The following is a 14,632-nucleotide window of genomic DNA, read 5'->3' as shown; positions in this document are numbered from 1 at the left end:
GCCAATTTCGTGCGTGACAACGGCAGTGGAAAAAACCCTCCAACGGGCCCGTCAGGCCGCGCCCCGAACACCTCACGTCGTGACGCTTTTCACACCCGATTGCGTGGCCAGCCAGTCGGCTACCGCGCCAAGGCGCCCGCGTTGAACCTCGTCCTCGACCAGCCGCGCGCTGACGCACAGATCGGCCAGCACACTATCGATCTTCCAGCGCGTCACATCTTCGCTGACGACTTTTTTCGCGAGATCCTCGGCCAGATCAGCGTTGCCGTCGTCGAACGCAAGGGCCAGCCACGTCGGCCGTAGCCATTCGTCGGTGACGCCTCGCCGGAACGCGCGATCGCAAGCGGCGGTCGCGAGCGCCGTCACGGTTTGCGCGCGCTTCAAGTCACCGTCGCAATTGCGCTCGCGATACAGACGCGGAAGATTAGACGAGCAGTAGTACTCGTTGAAGTCGAGATCCATGCCCCGTTCGTAGTAGTCGATTGCCTGGTCGCGAAGTCGCGACTGCCTTTTCGAATCCGCGGCCGCTTTGTACAGCCGTTTGTACCGGCCTCCCAGCAAGCCGAAACGTTCTGCCGACGGCCCGGCTATCGCTACCAAAGCCTCGAGTTGGTCGATCGCGGACTGCACATCACCCGTCTGCGACACGGCGAACGCGCGCTGTGCCTGCACCTCGGGCTTCTCGCGGTATTCCTGCGGCAGCTTGTCGATGAAGTCGAGCAGCTTGCTCCAGTCCGCCTGCTCATTTGCCGCATCGCGCAACAGCAGCAGCAATGCGAACACGACGCCTCCCATCAACGGCGGCACACCGTGCTTTTTCACAAGTTCCTGCGCCGCCTCCATGCGCTCTTCCCGCGGCAGCAGACGTACGTTGCGCACGGCGGACTGGAACACGGCCAGGTCCATCATGTGCTGCTTCATCGTGGACGCGAGGGCCGGATCCGGATTGTCCGGGAAGCCGCTCACTGCATTGAACATCGGCGATTCGCCATCCGTGAGCGCGCTGATGCCCGGCATGATGCATTCGTGGATGCGCTGCGCAGTGTCCTGATCAATATTGCCGTTCGAGAGCGGATAGCGGACCGTGCGCATCTGCGCCACGTCGAAGAGCGGCTGCGACCAGTCGGCCGCGAGCAGCACGCAGCCGGTGCGCCTGGCCGCGTGGCGGATGCCGACGTCGTAGTAGACGTTGCCATTGGGGATGGTCATGTCCGCGAGCACCAGGTCCGCATAGAAGATGCGTTCCAGCATCTGCGTGATGATCATCGAGCCGGTGTCCTGGTCCGCGCGCACGGGCTCGTAGCCTAGCGCTCTGATTGCCGGCACATAGGCGAGGTCCCACAACGCGTTGAAGTCGATCTCGCCCGGAGCGTGCGCGGTGTCCGCCTGCGTCCGCTTGCGCCCATAGGGCATGATGGCGAAGCAAATAGGTTTCGGCATGATTGGCTCACTGTGTCGATCCGAGCGGATGGATGGGCCGCCCCACAACGCCGCCGGCGGCCTTGACGGCCTCGTACATATGGCCGGCGCCGCCCGGCCCGTCGCCCGCCTGGCCGTTCCAGACGCAAATGAAATGAACCTTCTGCGCGCCACACCCCAGCGCACGTTCAAGCATCCAGAGGTTGTTGCGCTCGTAGGGTGATGCCCGGCGCTCCTCGTCGGTCGCGGCTTCGGGTAGCACGAAAGTGCGGGCGCACTTGTGTGCCCGCACGGCCTCAAAGCGTGCGTGCCAGTTCGAGTTCGCAAAGTCAACCGAATCCTGCACGAACACCTGCGGCTCGAAGGGCAGATAAAGATCGAGATGCGCACCGCGCCCGAGCATCAGTTCCGCGAAGATCAGATCGCCGCCGCATGCACCGCCGCAGATGGCGAGGTCGGCACTGCCAGCGTGGAGACCGTCGAGCATTGCAGCTATATCCTTCGCTACCGCTCCTTCCCGTTCCGGTGGGAAGCGCGGCTGCCGGCGCTCGGGGCGATCGATCATATGCCCGCTGAAGAGAAAGACATGCTTCGGTAAAAAAATTTGAGTCACCTTGGAGATCCTTGTCGACGCACCCCGAATAGCGTCTGCGGCGCTATGTGCTCAATAGTCCCATTCAGGTTCTTCGCCAACTGGCAACACATCGAGCATCTGTTCGGCAATTACTTGCAGCCCGGGCCATTTCCAGCCCCCCATAGGGCCGAACCACTCAAGATAGCGAAGGATCTGGCGCCGGGTGGAAAATACATGAAACGATGATGGACCCGCCAGTTCAACCACATTGCGGCAAGCCTCGATCGCCTTGTCGACCGAGGTCTGGTCGGGAGCTAATGGAACATCCTTCAGCCAGGGCTCGATCAGGCTCAGCTCGGCGATATTGCCGTGGGCCCAGGCGCGCTCGCACGCGGAACCATTCTCGGCATCGTTCTGCGATTGGGCGTCCGCCGTGATCCACAAGGGCCTTACCTTGCTTTCCGTCCAGTCCGAAGCCGGCAGCCTGCCCAAAGACCGCAGGAACAACGTGAGCGACACATATTGCACCAGCTCCCAGGGATGCGACCGGTTCAGCAGATAGGCTTGCCAATACCAGCCTCGCGCACGCTCCAGCTTGTCCACCACTTCGTTGCCGCCTTTCTTCGTCAAGCGGGAAGTGGTTTTGATCGAGTGATACAGCATCTGCGCTTCGCGCTTCTCGGTGCTGGCGAGTTGCGCCAGGATCCGGGCCCGCTGGGCGGGATACGCTTCATTCGCCGCTTCGAGGCGCTCCTTCGCGTAGGCGACTTTTCTTTGCACGTGCTGGAGCATCTCCTGACGTTTATCCCCGGCGAGCGTCTGATGGCGTCCGCTGATGCTGGACTCCCGGTCGGAAAAGGCCACCATGACACGATCCGACACACGCAATGCAATATTGATGCTGCTCATGGCCTGTCGAATGCACGCGTCGGCCAGTTGATCGTCAAAATTCGGCGGAAGGGATGCGTACGCGACGATGCTGGCCCAATCGTGCTGGTCCTTGAAGCAGGAGTGGAGCCTCCTGCGCAGGCCCACCAGCAGCTTTCGCGGGTCCTCGCCCCAGAGCAGGCCCTGGTAGAGATCCTGAACGAGCATCACCGATCCGCCGAACGACAGCGGGTACTGGCTCGCGATCACGAGTGGAATACCGGCCTCGTGCAACGCGTGCCCAACGCTCGCCCCAACACCCGTCACGCCGCCGACATTGCCGCCATTGCAGCTCGCGAGCGTCACGACGGCAGGCCGCACGAACTTCCCAGCCTTGTCGCGGCGCGGCGTGCGCAGGATGCTCGCGAGCCGCGCACCAGAGACGACCTCATAGCCGTTCGGTTCAATGGGTGAGATCAGCGCTACGCCGAACCGGTGGTCGTAGCCGCCCGGCAAATCGACGCCGTGCGCGAGAATATGCACATGCGTGTAATCGCTGGCCGCGCATGCGCGCTCCAGACTCTGGACCGTCGCGTCAGGCAACACGGACAACCGTTCCTCGACAATCTTGAGCCGCTCGTCGTCATCGAGGTCGTCCGATAGCGCGAGCCATGGCGCGAGCGCCTCGCGCAGCGCGAGCAGATGTGCCGCAGCCGGCACTTCCTCGAAACCGGGCGGGGAAGCAAAGGCAAACAATATGCGCGGCTTGCTCGGCCAACGGATGAATTCCTCCGGCACGCGCCGCGTCTCGCGCGTAATGCAAATGGGCTGCTGTGTTTGCAGGGTAAGCGGCTGACCTTCGCCTGGAAAACCGCCGGGCGCGGTCGCGAGCTCGAACGGCAGGAGCGCGAGCTCAGAGGCGGACAGGATCAGCCGCAAGTGCGTGACTGGCTCGTCGCCCGCTGCGGTGTCGGCGCCCCGGCGATTGAGGTCGGCGGTCAGGCCGGGAATTTCGCCGAGCAGCTTGCCAAGCACCACCGCGGTGTCGCCGAGCTGAAACTCACGCGCCTCGGCTCCGAGTTGATAGCTGAGCGCGCGCAGCCGGTAGAGCATCTGATTGTGCTCGAACGGAACATGCAGCGTCACCGCGCTATGGTTTTCGCACAGTGCAATATAGGCCGTGAGCGGCGAGAGCAACTGGTTGTGCGATGGACCCTGGCGGAGCAGTTCGAGTGTGATCTTGCGCATCGTCAGTTATCCAGAAGGCTGCCACTAATCGATTCGAGTGTGTACTCGTCTTCCGCAAGCTTGACCACTTGCCGCAACTCGGCTCTTGCGCCGGATCCGTCGTCCTTCTTCCATATGGCCACGACGGTACAGGGGCGCAAAACCAGTGATCCGGAGGGAAAGCTGTCGAGAGTTGCCATGTCACCACCGTTGAGCACCTCAAAAATCTCGGCAAACTTTTGTGGATCGCTCCGGGTGGCGGGATCGATGCGGATCAGCCGTGCCCAGGTCCCGCTGTTGAAGTACCGCCCCTTGCCGTTCTGGCGGCGTAGTGCGCGACACAGATGCGTATGCCCCGCAATGATGATGTCGACCTCCGGGCCGATCTCCTTGTCGAGCAGCACGGCGGTTTCGTCGCGCGCCGTGATGTCGAAGCTCCGGTCATTGTCGAGCTTTTCGAGCGCCTCGCGCAACACCTCGCTCGTCGGCGCATCATGCGCCCATTTGTACAGCGCGCTCGCCATGTCAAGTCGCTTGCCCTGCTCGCTCGCGACAAACGCAAGCGGATCGACGCCCCGACGGACTATGGCATCCGCCGCAGCTAGCATCGCGCGTCCATCGCGATCTTGACGTGAAGTGGCCGGTCCCGCTGCATTTAGCAGACCGCCGGACACGGTTGCGGGCTGTACCGGGTCTCCCGCTGCCAGTTCCTCAGCCCCCAGCATTCCGTTTGGCTTGTACATGCCGGCCCACGCGCGGACGAGTCCCACGTTCGCCAGCCTCATCGCGCTGTTGAAGTCCCGCATGGCTTCGGGAGCACATGCTGCGAGGGTCGGCACGACGCCGGCCCCTTCCGGTTTAAGGAGATCGACGAAAGGATATTTGCGCTTGATCTGGTTCATCACGTCGATAACCATCCGCGAGCCAGCGTTGGGTATCCACGGTTCTGCAGGGCGCCCAAACTGCTTGTCCCGGCCGATCAGTCTTATTTTCTCGAAGTCCGCCGGATTCCACCGATCTACCTCATTACCATGCACGCACAGCACGGAATGGCCACCGACATCGCACTGCACGCCCGACCCGTCGAACACGAAATGCAGGCGCGCGTGCGCTCCGCTCGACGGTGACGCGTCCTTTGTCAGGATTTGCGCGAGGCGCGTGCGCACCCAAGGCAACGCAAGCTCCAGATCGTGATTGCCAAGGTTTACGATCAGACGACGTCTGGACTGCTGGAGAAAGATCGGGATGGCATCGAAGACGGGCTTGAATGTCGGGTCCTGCAAGGCAATGCGCTCAAGCTTCGCCACGGCGCCGTCCGGGTCGAAGTAGGTGGCGTTCGGTTCGGCCAGGAAATCGATGAAGTCACCGTTGATGACGAGCGCTATCTCCTGTTCCGGATCGCGCCGGGCAAGGTCACTGATGAGCCACGCGAGTTCAGCCGCGGAGCCGAAGATCTGGAAGCCTTGGGTGCCGCCAAGGTGGAGATCGGAAATGACGTAAAGCTGATCGACACTGTGTACCGGAATCAATTCGCCCTCCTCGGTCCAAGTCCATCAATGCGCTGCGCGAGATTCGAGCCTGCTTGCAGCCGTCCGGCAGAACGAGATCTAGCAGGCTGTTGAGCGCAGCGGCATGATCGAAGTCCGCTTCGGCGGTCTTCAGCAGTTCAGGATACGCTTTCAAAGCCTTGGTTCGGATCGCATACTCCTCAGCCGCTGCGTCCAGTTTGTCCCACAGCGATTTGTCAAATAACATCTGAAAAGCTGACACACCCGAAATGCCGATCTTTCTGGTTTCCTCACGCGCAATTCTGTACTCGGTGAGCACCGCGTCGTATAGCGAGATGCACATTTCTTGCGACGGCGAATGGAATCTCGCCTCCTGGTATTTCGGGTCGAGGATGTCGTAGCGCACTCTCAGCATCAGTCTGACAAGCTGCACGTCCAGGCATCGCCGCCGGCATTTTCCATTCGAACATCGACCGCAGCTTCTGGCTATTCGCTTCGACGAACAGCACGGTGAGCCGTCGCAGTTGTGACTGCGCGACTTCGCACTTTGCGATGATCGGGATGAAAATTCCCTGCTCAGTCTCGAATGGTGAAAGGTGCGGAGGTAGTGCCCCTGCCACTATCGAGGCAAACTCCGTCTCAAGTTCACGAGGCCAGTCGACCTGATCCTCGAACATCTCCAATACAGAAGACCAACTGACCGTGGCATCGGCACTCATGCCTAGCATCTTCATGCCTTCGGCATTTCCTGCGACCTGCGACTGCTCCGGATCGAACTTGCGGTTCCTGTCATACGCAAGGGAGATCTGAATTCGCCTCGTGTAATACTTTAGTTTGATCAACGTATCGGCGAAGGCTTCTGCCAGTTCGCTAGCGGCGTCCACCGCGCTTTTATATGACTTGGACCCGATTTCGTCCACTTCCGCGTTTAGAGGTTCACCGTGAGTGAACAATCCCTTCGCGAAGACCTCACTAAAGAACTTGAGAATGCCTTCTTCCGTTGCGGGGTAATACTGATACTGCTCGAACATGCCTGGAAGCTTTTTCAGTTCAAGATTGCGTATCCATATCACCGGCTTTTCGCAATTTTCCGTGAAACGAGCGAGTTCATAGGCCGGCCAGCCGTTGTCCATATCAGCGCGTGGATAGAGGAATACGAAGGCGTCGGTTTCGCGGGTGTTCTGCTCGATCCACGCGTGCCAGTTGGCGCCGCCCAGCATTTCTTCGCTCAGCTTCACCTCAACCGAATCGGGAGACGCCAGAGCCAGGATTGACCATTTCAAACTTCGCGCAATGTTGACGAACTCCGACGTGTGACTCAGGAATATTTTGACGGTGCTCATTCTCGTCTCCTTATGTCCCGCTCGTGTCTTGCGCACGCATCTTTACGATGCAATAAAGACGATTGGAGATAAAGAAATTGAATCGGCGCGACCCTGTTGTCCGTATTGATATGGGAACCTGGGTTCAGGCTACGAAAGCCGGTCGGGCGCCCGCGTCGATGGCGCATGCAATCTGGCATGGATGACAACGCACTGCTTGTCACGGGCAGCGCGATGAGTACCTGAACAAAAAGTCTGAATGTTCTAAGCGCTATGCGAATTTCGGCAGCCGATGCCGCACGAGATCGATCCCGCGCGGCCAACCCACTTCGTCGAAGAACGCGGCGTGGTGCTCAAGCCGTCACAGCACCGACGATGACCACCGCAGAAGGGCTGCGGTCATTGCAGCCCATTCCGTCCTTCATAGTCATCCTGACTAGCGCCTATCCGCCAAAATCCGCCGATTCCGCACCTGCGCGAAGTGAGTCATCGAGATCCAGCGATGGAGTTCTGACATGCACGAGAAGTTCTGTGGATGCGAGTTCGGCGAGCGTTATAAGCGGCCGGTTCGTTCTTGAAAATGGATGAAGGCGAACCATTCGCCCAGCCCATCGACGCGGATTTCAGAATCCAGAATTGTTATTCTGGATGGTCGAGTGGCCATGAGGTCTGTGGCCTCTATCTCCTGAACTTCGGCGCCTTCTCAACCGCTCGACTGAGCCGCAACTGCGCCTGCGTCGATCATCCGCAAAAATTTAAGCTGCAACGCGTGACCATGCATGCGAAGCACGCTCCATTTGACGCCACGCAGCGCCTGCTATCAGCGAAAACCCGGATCCTCATTGAGTATCAGTCTGTCTGCACGATCGTCGATTTCAAACATAATCGCGTCCAATCGTTTTCAATTTGAGGCCGTCTGGCTCGGCCGGACATTCATTTGCATCTGAGATCACTACAACGGGTTTCTCGGCCATTCTGCTTGACGCCGTCCAACCTGGAGTGCCACGATTCAGCCGTTGTTGTTCATTGACATTTTGGCACTGCGTACCTTCGTATCACCCAGAAGGAGTTGCCCATGTCCCACGAAGAGGTTGTCGCGTTTCGAGCCGGCGACGGTCACGCGTGCAACCTAATTCACGTTAGCGGCTCCAGGCAGGCTCCGAAGGGACCTGTCCTGCTGGTACATGGAGCAGGTGTGCGCGCCAACATATTTCGCCCCCCAAACGCTACGAACTTCGTTGAAGCGTTAATCGATGAGGGATATGACGTCTGGCTGGAAAACTGGCGCGCCAGTATCGACCTTCCGCCGTGTGAATGGACGTTGGACGAAGCTGCTCTATATGATCACCCCGCCGCCGTGAAAAAAGTTGTCGAGCTGACCGGGGTTCCCACGATCAAAGCGGTGGTGCACTGTCAGGGGTCAACCAGCTTCCTCTTGTCGGCAGTTGCCGGGCTCGTCCCGCAAGTCGACACGATCGTATCAAACGCAGTATCACTTCACCCTCAGGTCGGTTGGCTTTCATATCACAAAGGTCGCTACGCGCTGCCCATCGTCGGCCTGATGACCGACTACCTCAACCCTCAATGGGGTGAGCACGCCGCCGGTGTCGTACCCAACCTGCTCAAAGGTCTGGTACTGCTTACCCACCACGAATGTGCCAATGGGGTCTGCCGATTTTCCAGCTTCACATTCGGCATAGGATTTCCGGTGCTATGGCGCCATGAAAATCTCAGCGATACCGTGCACGACTGGATCCGCCAGGAATTCGCCAATGTGCCAATCTCGTTCTTCCGGCAGATGAACCGGTGCCTGGATGCAGGTCACCTGGTGTCACAGTTGCCGGGGCTTCTGCCGGACCCGACAGCACAGCCGCCGAAGACGCAGGCGCGCTTTACGTTCATCGCTGGCGAACTCAACGACTGCTTCAAGTGGCAAAGTCAGCAGGCTACGTTCGACTGGTTCGAACGCTACCGCCCTAACTATCACCGTCTGCATGTGCTGGGCGGATATGGGCATCTCGACGTATTCATCGGCAAGAACGCGGAGCGTGACGTGTTTCCCGTGCTCATGGCGTCACTGGCCGCCCCCCAATGACTCAGAACCGACAAAGGGAGCCGGTTATGGCGATACCAGCACGACAGAGGTGGCTTGCTGGCCGCCATGCACTGGTCGATGACATTCCATTCCAGATGCCAGTCGCTTCCCGAAAATCTCCGGCGCTGATGGCGGTCTTTTCGATCGACCTCGACGCAGCGCGCAGTGTGATCCCGGGCAATGAAGTCCATCCATTCCAGCTCTGGCGTCGAGGCCTGCTCGTCGTGACCGTGATCGACTATGTCATCACCAACATCGGCCGCTACATCGAATACTCCATCGCGATCGCCTGCACCCACGGCCGCCAACCGGCCCCACGCCTGTTGCCGGGCCTTTTCATGAAGACCTTCGGCACTGGGCAGTACGTGGTTGACCTTCCCGTGTCGACCGAGATTTCGGTCAAAGGTGGTCGTGGCCTCTGGGGCATGCCGAAGCACCAGGCGAACCTCGACTTCGTCATCGGAGAGAAGTGGGTCAGCAGTCAGTACGACCTCGATGGCCGGATGATGATGCGCATCGACGTGCGGAAGCCCCGGACGGCGTGGCTTCCCGTAAGCACCGGGGCAGTCAACTACTGCTGCTTTCGCGGCATGCTGATGAAGTCGTACATCTATTTCAAAGGCAACCTCGGCTTCTCGCTGTTCGCCCATAGGTCCGCCCGCATGTTTATCGGCGATCACCCGCGCATGGCGTGGCTAAAGACGCTGGATATCGATCCCAAGCCGATCGCCACAGGCTTCTTCCCGTCGACAACCGGCGTGCTGGATGACTACTTCGAGTGCTGGTTCGTGACCAGCGCCGAGCTGCCCGCTCAGTCCATGCCAGGGCTCGAGACGACGTATCCGCTCGGGCAATCGCAGCAGTGGCTCGCGCCGCCAGCCCGCCCGGCAGACTGGGAGTCCGAGCCATGATCGGCCGCCTGTTGATAGTCAACCACGTGTTCCTGCTGTTGTGCACATCGATGTACCTGGGTACGGGCGGCTCGTTAGTGCTCTTTTCGTTTCCCATTGCCTCGCAGCTCACCCCGGACAACTACTATCTGCAGTTCGTCCCCCAGGTGACGGCAGCCACCGCGTTCTTCACGACGATGACGAAACTGATGCTGGCGAGCGGCGTCGTCATGCTCATCGGCGAATGGCGTCAGCCCACGCGCTGGGTACCGATCGTGGTTCTGCTCGGTGTGTTCGTTGCCACGTTTCTCACATTGAAATGGATTTTCCCGCTCAACGCAGAAATGGCCAGTCACATCAAGGATGCCATCAGGTTGCACGAGGTGCTGAACGAGTGGATGCGGCTCAATCGGATACGTGCCGGGTTGTGGTGTATTCAGTGGCTTTCGATGGCCTGGTATTTCGCGCGCTGGACATATCGCATCCGCTATTCAGCGTTGGGGCGATGATGCGATTCCTCATTTTCGAGCGCCGTGCGACGACATTGATAGCGGCCATAACCGTGCTGACGGGAGCCGCCCAGGTCATCGCCTCAAGCTCCTTACTGGCCCTGATCGCGTATGCACCACCCGATCGGCTCGCAGATCATCTGTTCGCCACGGTAGGGATGTTCATGATGCTGTTCGGCGGCAGTCTGCTGCACGCGCAGCGGCGCACGGAAGCCCTTGGCGTCGTGCTTCTTTGGGGAGCGTTACAGAAGCTGCTGGCGTCGGCGTTCGTGGCGTGGGGCGTCACGCGAGGCGTATTCATTTCCGCGGCACTGCTGGTCGCCATCTTCGACGGAGCCAGCGGCCTGCTTTATCTGGACTTGCGACGCCGCGGAGGATAACCGATGGAACGCCTGGCGCGCATTTGCTTCTGGGGCTACATGCTGATGCTTCTGGGCATCGGCGGAAGCGGGATCTTCATTGCCGCCTGGGAGCTTCCTCACATCTTCGACGTGCGATTGGATTCGATCCCCGAACCGCACCGGGCTACCTTTCTCAGCCAATATCGCTTTCTCAAAGGGCTCGAGCTGGGCTTCGGTGTGTTTTGCTGGGCCTTCCGGAATGAAATCTTCTTGCCTCTCACGGCATCACGCGTGTTTCTCGGCGGCCTGTGCGCCGGTGTCGCGGCTCGGGTACTGAGTTTCATCGTCGATGGCAATCCCACCAAGGTCTTCATCGCGTTCTGTGTACTGGAGGCCGTGACGGGATTTCTGGTGTGGGAAGTCGTCTGGCGCGGGAGAACGTCGTGAGCGCAAATCATTGCCCGCCTATCGCGGCTGACAATCCCTCTGTTCGTCGCGCACTGGTGCTGGCCGGCGGCGGCATGCGTGTCGCCTACCAGGCGGGCGCCGTCAAGGCGTTGATTGACGAGGGACTGCGATTCAGTCACGCCGACGGCGCCTCGGGCGGCACGATCAATCTGGCTGCCTTGTTGTCCGGTGTGCCGCCGGACGAGTTGTGCGCGCGTTGGCGAGCACTGCCCGTCAAGCAATTCGCCGCGCTGCGCCCAGCGCCTGATTACCTGCACGTCGCGAACGTGAGTGCGTTGGGCAGTGCCGCCGGTTTGACGGAGCATGTCTATCCGTCGCTGGGTATCGACATCGAACGGGTTCGCAGGGCGACCGGCATCGATGGCTCCTTCAATGCCTGCTGCTTCGACGACAAAACCGTGGTGCCCATCCCTCACACGCAGCTCGACCTGCAGCGGCTGGTCGCGGCCGCCTCGCTGCCTATCTTCATGCCCGCCGTGAAGGCCGACGGCAAAACATGGACGGATGCGGTCTGGATCAAGGACGCCAATCTGCTGAGTTGTGTCGAACGCGGCGCGCGCGAGCTGTGGCTCGTCTGGTGCATCGGCAACACGCCCGTCTACCGCGATGGCGCGTTCAACCAGTACGTGCACATGATCGAGATGAGTGCGGGGGGCGCGCTTAACCTGGAGTTGGAGACGATCGCGGATATCAATCGCAGGATCGCGCGCGGCGAGTGTGTCTTCGGACACGATCAGCCCATCTCCGTGCATGTGATCAAACCGGAGCTGCCGCTGCCCCTCGACCCCGATTTCTATCGAGGACGGATCGATGCCGCGACACTGATCGACATGGGCTACCGTGACGCGCGACGTACGCTGCGCATCGGTACTTCGTCGCCGCTGAACCCGAGTGCATCATTGATGCGCGAGCCCGGCGTGGGACTGAGCTTTCGCGAGACGATGGCGGGCGGCTTTCGTCTGGGGGCTGCCGACCCAGGCGCCGTCGAGAGCGGCAGGGATGGCTCCCCGCTGACCATGAACGCCACGATTCACATCGACGACATGGCGGCCTTCATTGCCGACCCTCGTCACCTCGGTGGCCTGACAGGCCACATAGATTTCGCCCCGTTTGGACTCGCGATGCCGTCGGAGTCGGGCGTCTTCGGCCTGTTCACGCCTTCCGACCATCCAGAGCTGACCTACATGATTTACGAAATCGGATTTCGTCACGAAGGCCAACCGTACTATCTGGCAGGCAAGAAGCATGTCCGCATTGGCAGCCCGTTCAAGATGTGGGGCGAGACGACGACCCTTTACACCACGTTGCACCGGGGCAACGATGCGACGAGACCCGTCGTCGGCGCCGGCGTCCTACACCTTGGCGTGCCCCAGCTCGGGCGCCTGATGCAAACGGTTTACGCCACAAATGCTCCTGACTCGCGACAAGCGGCACGTGCGATCTCGCAGTTCTTCAGGTTCTTCGTATCGGAACTGTGGCGCATCTATATCAGGAGATCGCCGACATGAGCGCGTTCGAACACGATGTGATCATCGTCGGCAGCGGCTTTGGCGGTGCAGTCGCGGCCTGTCGTCTTGCGGAAGCGGGACGCGACGTACTGGTGCTGGAACGTGGCCGCCGCTGGACCCCGCAAACCTATCCGCGCGACGATGCCGAGTCCTGGTTGTGGAACCAGCAGCGTCCGCAACGATTCAATGGCTGGGCCGACCTGCGCGCATTCTCGAACATGTGGGTAGTCGCTGCCGCGGGTGTGGGTGGAGGATCGCTGATCTACGCCAATGTCTCGGTCGAAGCTAAACGCGATGCCTTTGACCGCGGCTGGCCGCCCGCGATCACGTATGAAGCGCTCAAGCCCTACTACGAGATCGTGGGATACATGCTGTCGGTTCAGGAACTGCCCGACAACCAGCTTAGCGAACGCACGCGACTCATGCGCGAGGCCGCCGAGGCATGCGGCTGGGGCGACCGCTTTCGAAAGCTGCCGCTGGCCGTAAGTTTCTCGCGTAACTACGACCCGTCTTTGCCCGATGCTCGCAGCAACAGGCATTCGGTCCCGTTCATTAACGTGCATGATGTGCCGCAAGGCACCTGCGTACATTGCGGCAACTGCGACATCGGCTGCCAGGTGTCGGCGAAGAATACACTCGACCTGAACTATCTCGCCGTCGCCGAGCGTCACGGCGCAAAGATCCTGCCGCTGCATGTAGTGCAAAAGATCGAGCCGCTTAGCCCTGGATGGCGTGTGCATTTCAATGTCGTTGATCGATCAACAGGCGGCTGCACGCCCGGGACCGCAACGGCAGCCAAAGTGATCGTTAGCGCCGGCTCAATCGGCAGCACCGAGTTGCTGCTACGCTGTCGCGACGAACATCGCTCACTGCCCGATCTATCTTCGCGGCTGGGCTGCGGATGGGCGTTCAACGGCGATTTCGTCACTCCAACGTTCTATCGGGACCGCAAGATTTCGCCGTCACATGGCGTGACCATTTCCGCCGCGATCGACCTGCTGGACCATGCTGGCGCCAACGGGCAGTCACTGTTCGTGGAAGACGGCGGGGTACCCGATCTTACGCATGACCTCGTGCAACGCTGCCTTCAGCGTACGCCTCGTGGCGTGTTGCACACTTTCTGGCGTAGTTTCGCGCACCATTTTGATTCCGAGGACCCCGTCAACAGCATGATGCCGTGGTTCGGCCAGGCGATTGATCCGGGCGACGGGCGGATGCGCCTGGATCGCTGCTGGTATGCCCCCTGGCGCCGCGAGTTGCGGCTCGACTGGTCGTACCTGCGATCCCGAGCGGTGGTCGATGCCATGATCGATGCACACGAGCGGTTGTCGGCCGCCACCGGCGGCCGACCGTTCATCCCGCCGACGTGGAGCGAGTTGCACAAGCTGATCACCCCTCACCCGCTCGGCGGCTGCAACATGGGCCTTAGCCCGGCGGATGGTGTGGTTGACGCGAACGGTAAAGTATTCGGCTATGAAGATCTGTACGTGATGGATGGTGCCGTTGTCCCGCGAGCGTTAGGGCTGAATCCATCGCGCACTATCGCTGCGCTCGCGGAACGCAACGTCGCGTTGTTGCTCGGCAAGACTTGATCGGGAGGTTGAGAGGATAGTCATCTGGCGTGACGCCCGAGAGACGCGCGAACGACGGCTTTTCAATTGACTCGGAAATTGAACCAAATCCTCCCGTTGGGCGTTCACTCGACAACGAATATGCTTTGCTTCATGATTCGATTCAAGCACGACATCGTGTCAGAGGCCCGGTGCACGCCGGCACGCCACTGAATTACAGATGGGACACGCGATGAACGAAGATCCTGAGCGTCAATGGGAAACGCTCCTCGATTCCATCGAGGATGGCCGCGTCATCCCAGTGATTGGCCCGGAACTCGTGCTGCTCCCCGA

The 14,632-nt window shown here is 60.3% G+C and carries 13 protein-coding genes; 8 read left to right on the top strand and 5 right to left on the bottom strand.

What is annotated here, in order from left to right:
* Window positions 1-72: 72 nt before the first annotated feature.
* From F6X39_RS18455 to F6X39_RS18435, 5 genes are all read right to left on the bottom strand, one after another.
* Window positions 73-1,440: a TRAFs-binding domain-containing protein gene (locus F6X39_RS18455; protein ID WP_187617653.1), complete on the bottom strand. Its 1,368-nt coding sequence runs from the start codon at window positions 1,438-1,440 to the stop codon at window positions 73-75.
* A gap of 7 nt (window positions 1,441-1,447) precedes the next feature.
* Window positions 1,448-2,032, bottom strand: a complete 585-nt coding sequence (locus F6X39_RS18450) for a hypothetical protein (RefSeq protein WP_187617652.1) — start codon at window positions 2,030-2,032, stop codon at window positions 1,448-1,450.
* Window positions 2,033-2,083: 51 nt separating this feature from the next.
* Window positions 2,084-4,108, bottom strand: coding sequence for a CHAT domain-containing protein (locus tag F6X39_RS18445; protein ID WP_187617651.1), 2,025 nt, complete (start codon window positions 4,106-4,108; stop codon window positions 2,084-2,086).
* 2 nt (window positions 4,109-4,110) lie between these two features.
* Complete coding sequence (locus F6X39_RS18440) at window positions 4,111-5,616, bottom strand: metallophosphoesterase (RefSeq protein WP_175164033.1); 1,506 nt, start codon at window positions 5,614-5,616, stop codon at window positions 4,111-4,113.
* A 269-nt stretch (window positions 5,617-5,885) separates the two neighbouring features.
* Window positions 5,886-6,938, bottom strand: coding sequence for a hypothetical protein (locus tag F6X39_RS18435; protein ID WP_187617650.1), 1,053 nt, complete (start codon window positions 6,936-6,938; stop codon window positions 5,886-5,888).
* Window positions 6,939-7,497: 559 nt separating this feature from the next.
* Between F6X39_RS18435 and F6X39_RS18430 the strand changes: the two genes are divergently transcribed.
* The 8 genes from F6X39_RS18430 to F6X39_RS18395 all read left to right on the top strand — a co-directional run bounded on the left by F6X39_RS18430 (window position 7,498) and on the right by F6X39_RS18395 (window position 14,320).
* Entirely contained in the window at window positions 7,498-7,827 is a 330-nt protein-coding gene (locus F6X39_RS18430) for a hypothetical protein (RefSeq protein WP_175164037.1), read from the top strand.
* Between the two features lie 165 nt (window positions 7,828-7,992).
* Entirely contained in the window at window positions 7,993-9,012 is a 1,020-nt protein-coding gene (locus F6X39_RS18425) for an esterase (protein ID WP_187617649.1), read from the top strand.
* Between the two features lie 26 nt (window positions 9,013-9,038).
* Complete coding sequence (locus tag F6X39_RS18420; protein ID WP_187617648.1) at window positions 9,039-9,923, top strand: acetoacetate decarboxylase family protein; 885 nt, start codon at window positions 9,039-9,041, stop codon at window positions 9,921-9,923.
* The gene (locus F6X39_RS18415) at window positions 9,920-10,411 is read left to right on the top strand and encodes a hypothetical protein (RefSeq protein WP_175164043.1); all 492 of its coding nucleotides are present in this window, start codon (window positions 9,920-9,922) and stop codon (window positions 10,409-10,411) included. Before F6X39_RS18420 ends, F6X39_RS18415 begins: the two co-directional genes overlap by 4 nt.
* The gene (locus F6X39_RS18410; RefSeq protein ID WP_187617647.1) at window positions 10,408-10,791 is read left to right on the top strand and encodes a patatin; all 384 of its coding nucleotides are present in this window, start codon (window positions 10,408-10,410) and stop codon (window positions 10,789-10,791) included. Before F6X39_RS18415 ends, F6X39_RS18410 begins: the two co-directional genes overlap by 4 nt.
* A gap of 3 nt (window positions 10,792-10,794) precedes the next feature.
* Window positions 10,795-11,199, top strand: coding sequence for a DUF4345 family protein (locus tag F6X39_RS18405; RefSeq protein ID WP_175164047.1), 405 nt, complete (start codon window positions 10,795-10,797; stop codon window positions 11,197-11,199).
* Entirely contained in the window at window positions 11,196-12,728 is a 1,533-nt protein-coding gene (locus F6X39_RS18400) for a patatin-like phospholipase family protein (RefSeq protein ID WP_187617646.1), read from the top strand. Before F6X39_RS18405 ends, F6X39_RS18400 begins: the two co-directional genes overlap by 4 nt.
* Window positions 12,725-14,320, top strand: a complete 1,596-nt coding sequence (locus tag F6X39_RS18395) for a GMC oxidoreductase (protein ID WP_187617645.1) — start codon at window positions 12,725-12,727, stop codon at window positions 14,318-14,320. The genes F6X39_RS18400 and F6X39_RS18395 overlap by 4 nt, the downstream gene beginning before the upstream one ends.
* The last annotated feature ends 312 nt before the right edge of the window (window positions 14,321-14,632 follow it).

The sequence above is a fragment of the Paraburkholderia sp. UCT2 genome (assembly GCF_014397665.1).
Taxonomy (GTDB): domain Bacteria; phylum Pseudomonadota; class Gammaproteobacteria; order Burkholderiales; family Burkholderiaceae; genus Paraburkholderia; species Paraburkholderia tuberum.
Note: the sequence above shows the minus strand (reverse complement) of the source record. Positions and strands in the feature narration are given on the sequence as shown.

What these genes read in the sequence shown, in the direction of transcription:
- F6X39_RS18405 (WP_175164047.1), top strand. Translation starts at nt 10,795, where the DNA reads ATGGAACGCCTGGCGCGCATTTGCTTCTGGGGCTACATGCTGATGCTT.
- F6X39_RS18415 (WP_175164043.1), top strand. Translation starts at nt 9,920, where the DNA reads ATGATCGGCCGCCTGTTGATAGTCAACCACGTGTTCCTGCTGTTGTGC.
- F6X39_RS18445 (WP_187617651.1), bottom strand. Translation starts at nt 4,108, where the DNA reads ATGCGCAAGATCACACTCGAACTGCTCCGCCAGGGTCCATCGCACAAC.
- F6X39_RS18430 (WP_175164037.1), top strand. Translation starts at nt 7,498, where the DNA reads ATGGATGAAGGCGAACCATTCGCCCAGCCCATCGACGCGGATTTCAGA.
- F6X39_RS18455 (WP_187617653.1), bottom strand. Translation starts at nt 1,440, where the DNA reads ATGCCGAAACCTATTTGCTTCGCCATCATGCCCTATGGGCGCAAGCGG.
- F6X39_RS18395 (WP_187617645.1), top strand. Translation starts at nt 12,725, where the DNA reads ATGAGCGCGTTCGAACACGATGTGATCATCGTCGGCAGCGGCTTTGGC.
- F6X39_RS18420 (WP_187617648.1), top strand. Translation starts at nt 9,039, where the DNA reads ATGGCGATACCAGCACGACAGAGGTGGCTTGCTGGCCGCCATGCACTG.
- F6X39_RS18410 (WP_187617647.1), top strand. Translation starts at nt 10,408, where the DNA reads ATGATGCGATTCCTCATTTTCGAGCGCCGTGCGACGACATTGATAGCG.
- F6X39_RS18425 (WP_187617649.1), top strand. Translation starts at nt 7,993, where the DNA reads ATGTCCCACGAAGAGGTTGTCGCGTTTCGAGCCGGCGACGGTCACGCG.
- F6X39_RS18435 (WP_187617650.1), bottom strand. Translation starts at nt 6,938, where the DNA reads ATGAGCACCGTCAAAATATTCCTGAGTCACACGTCGGAGTTCGTCAAC.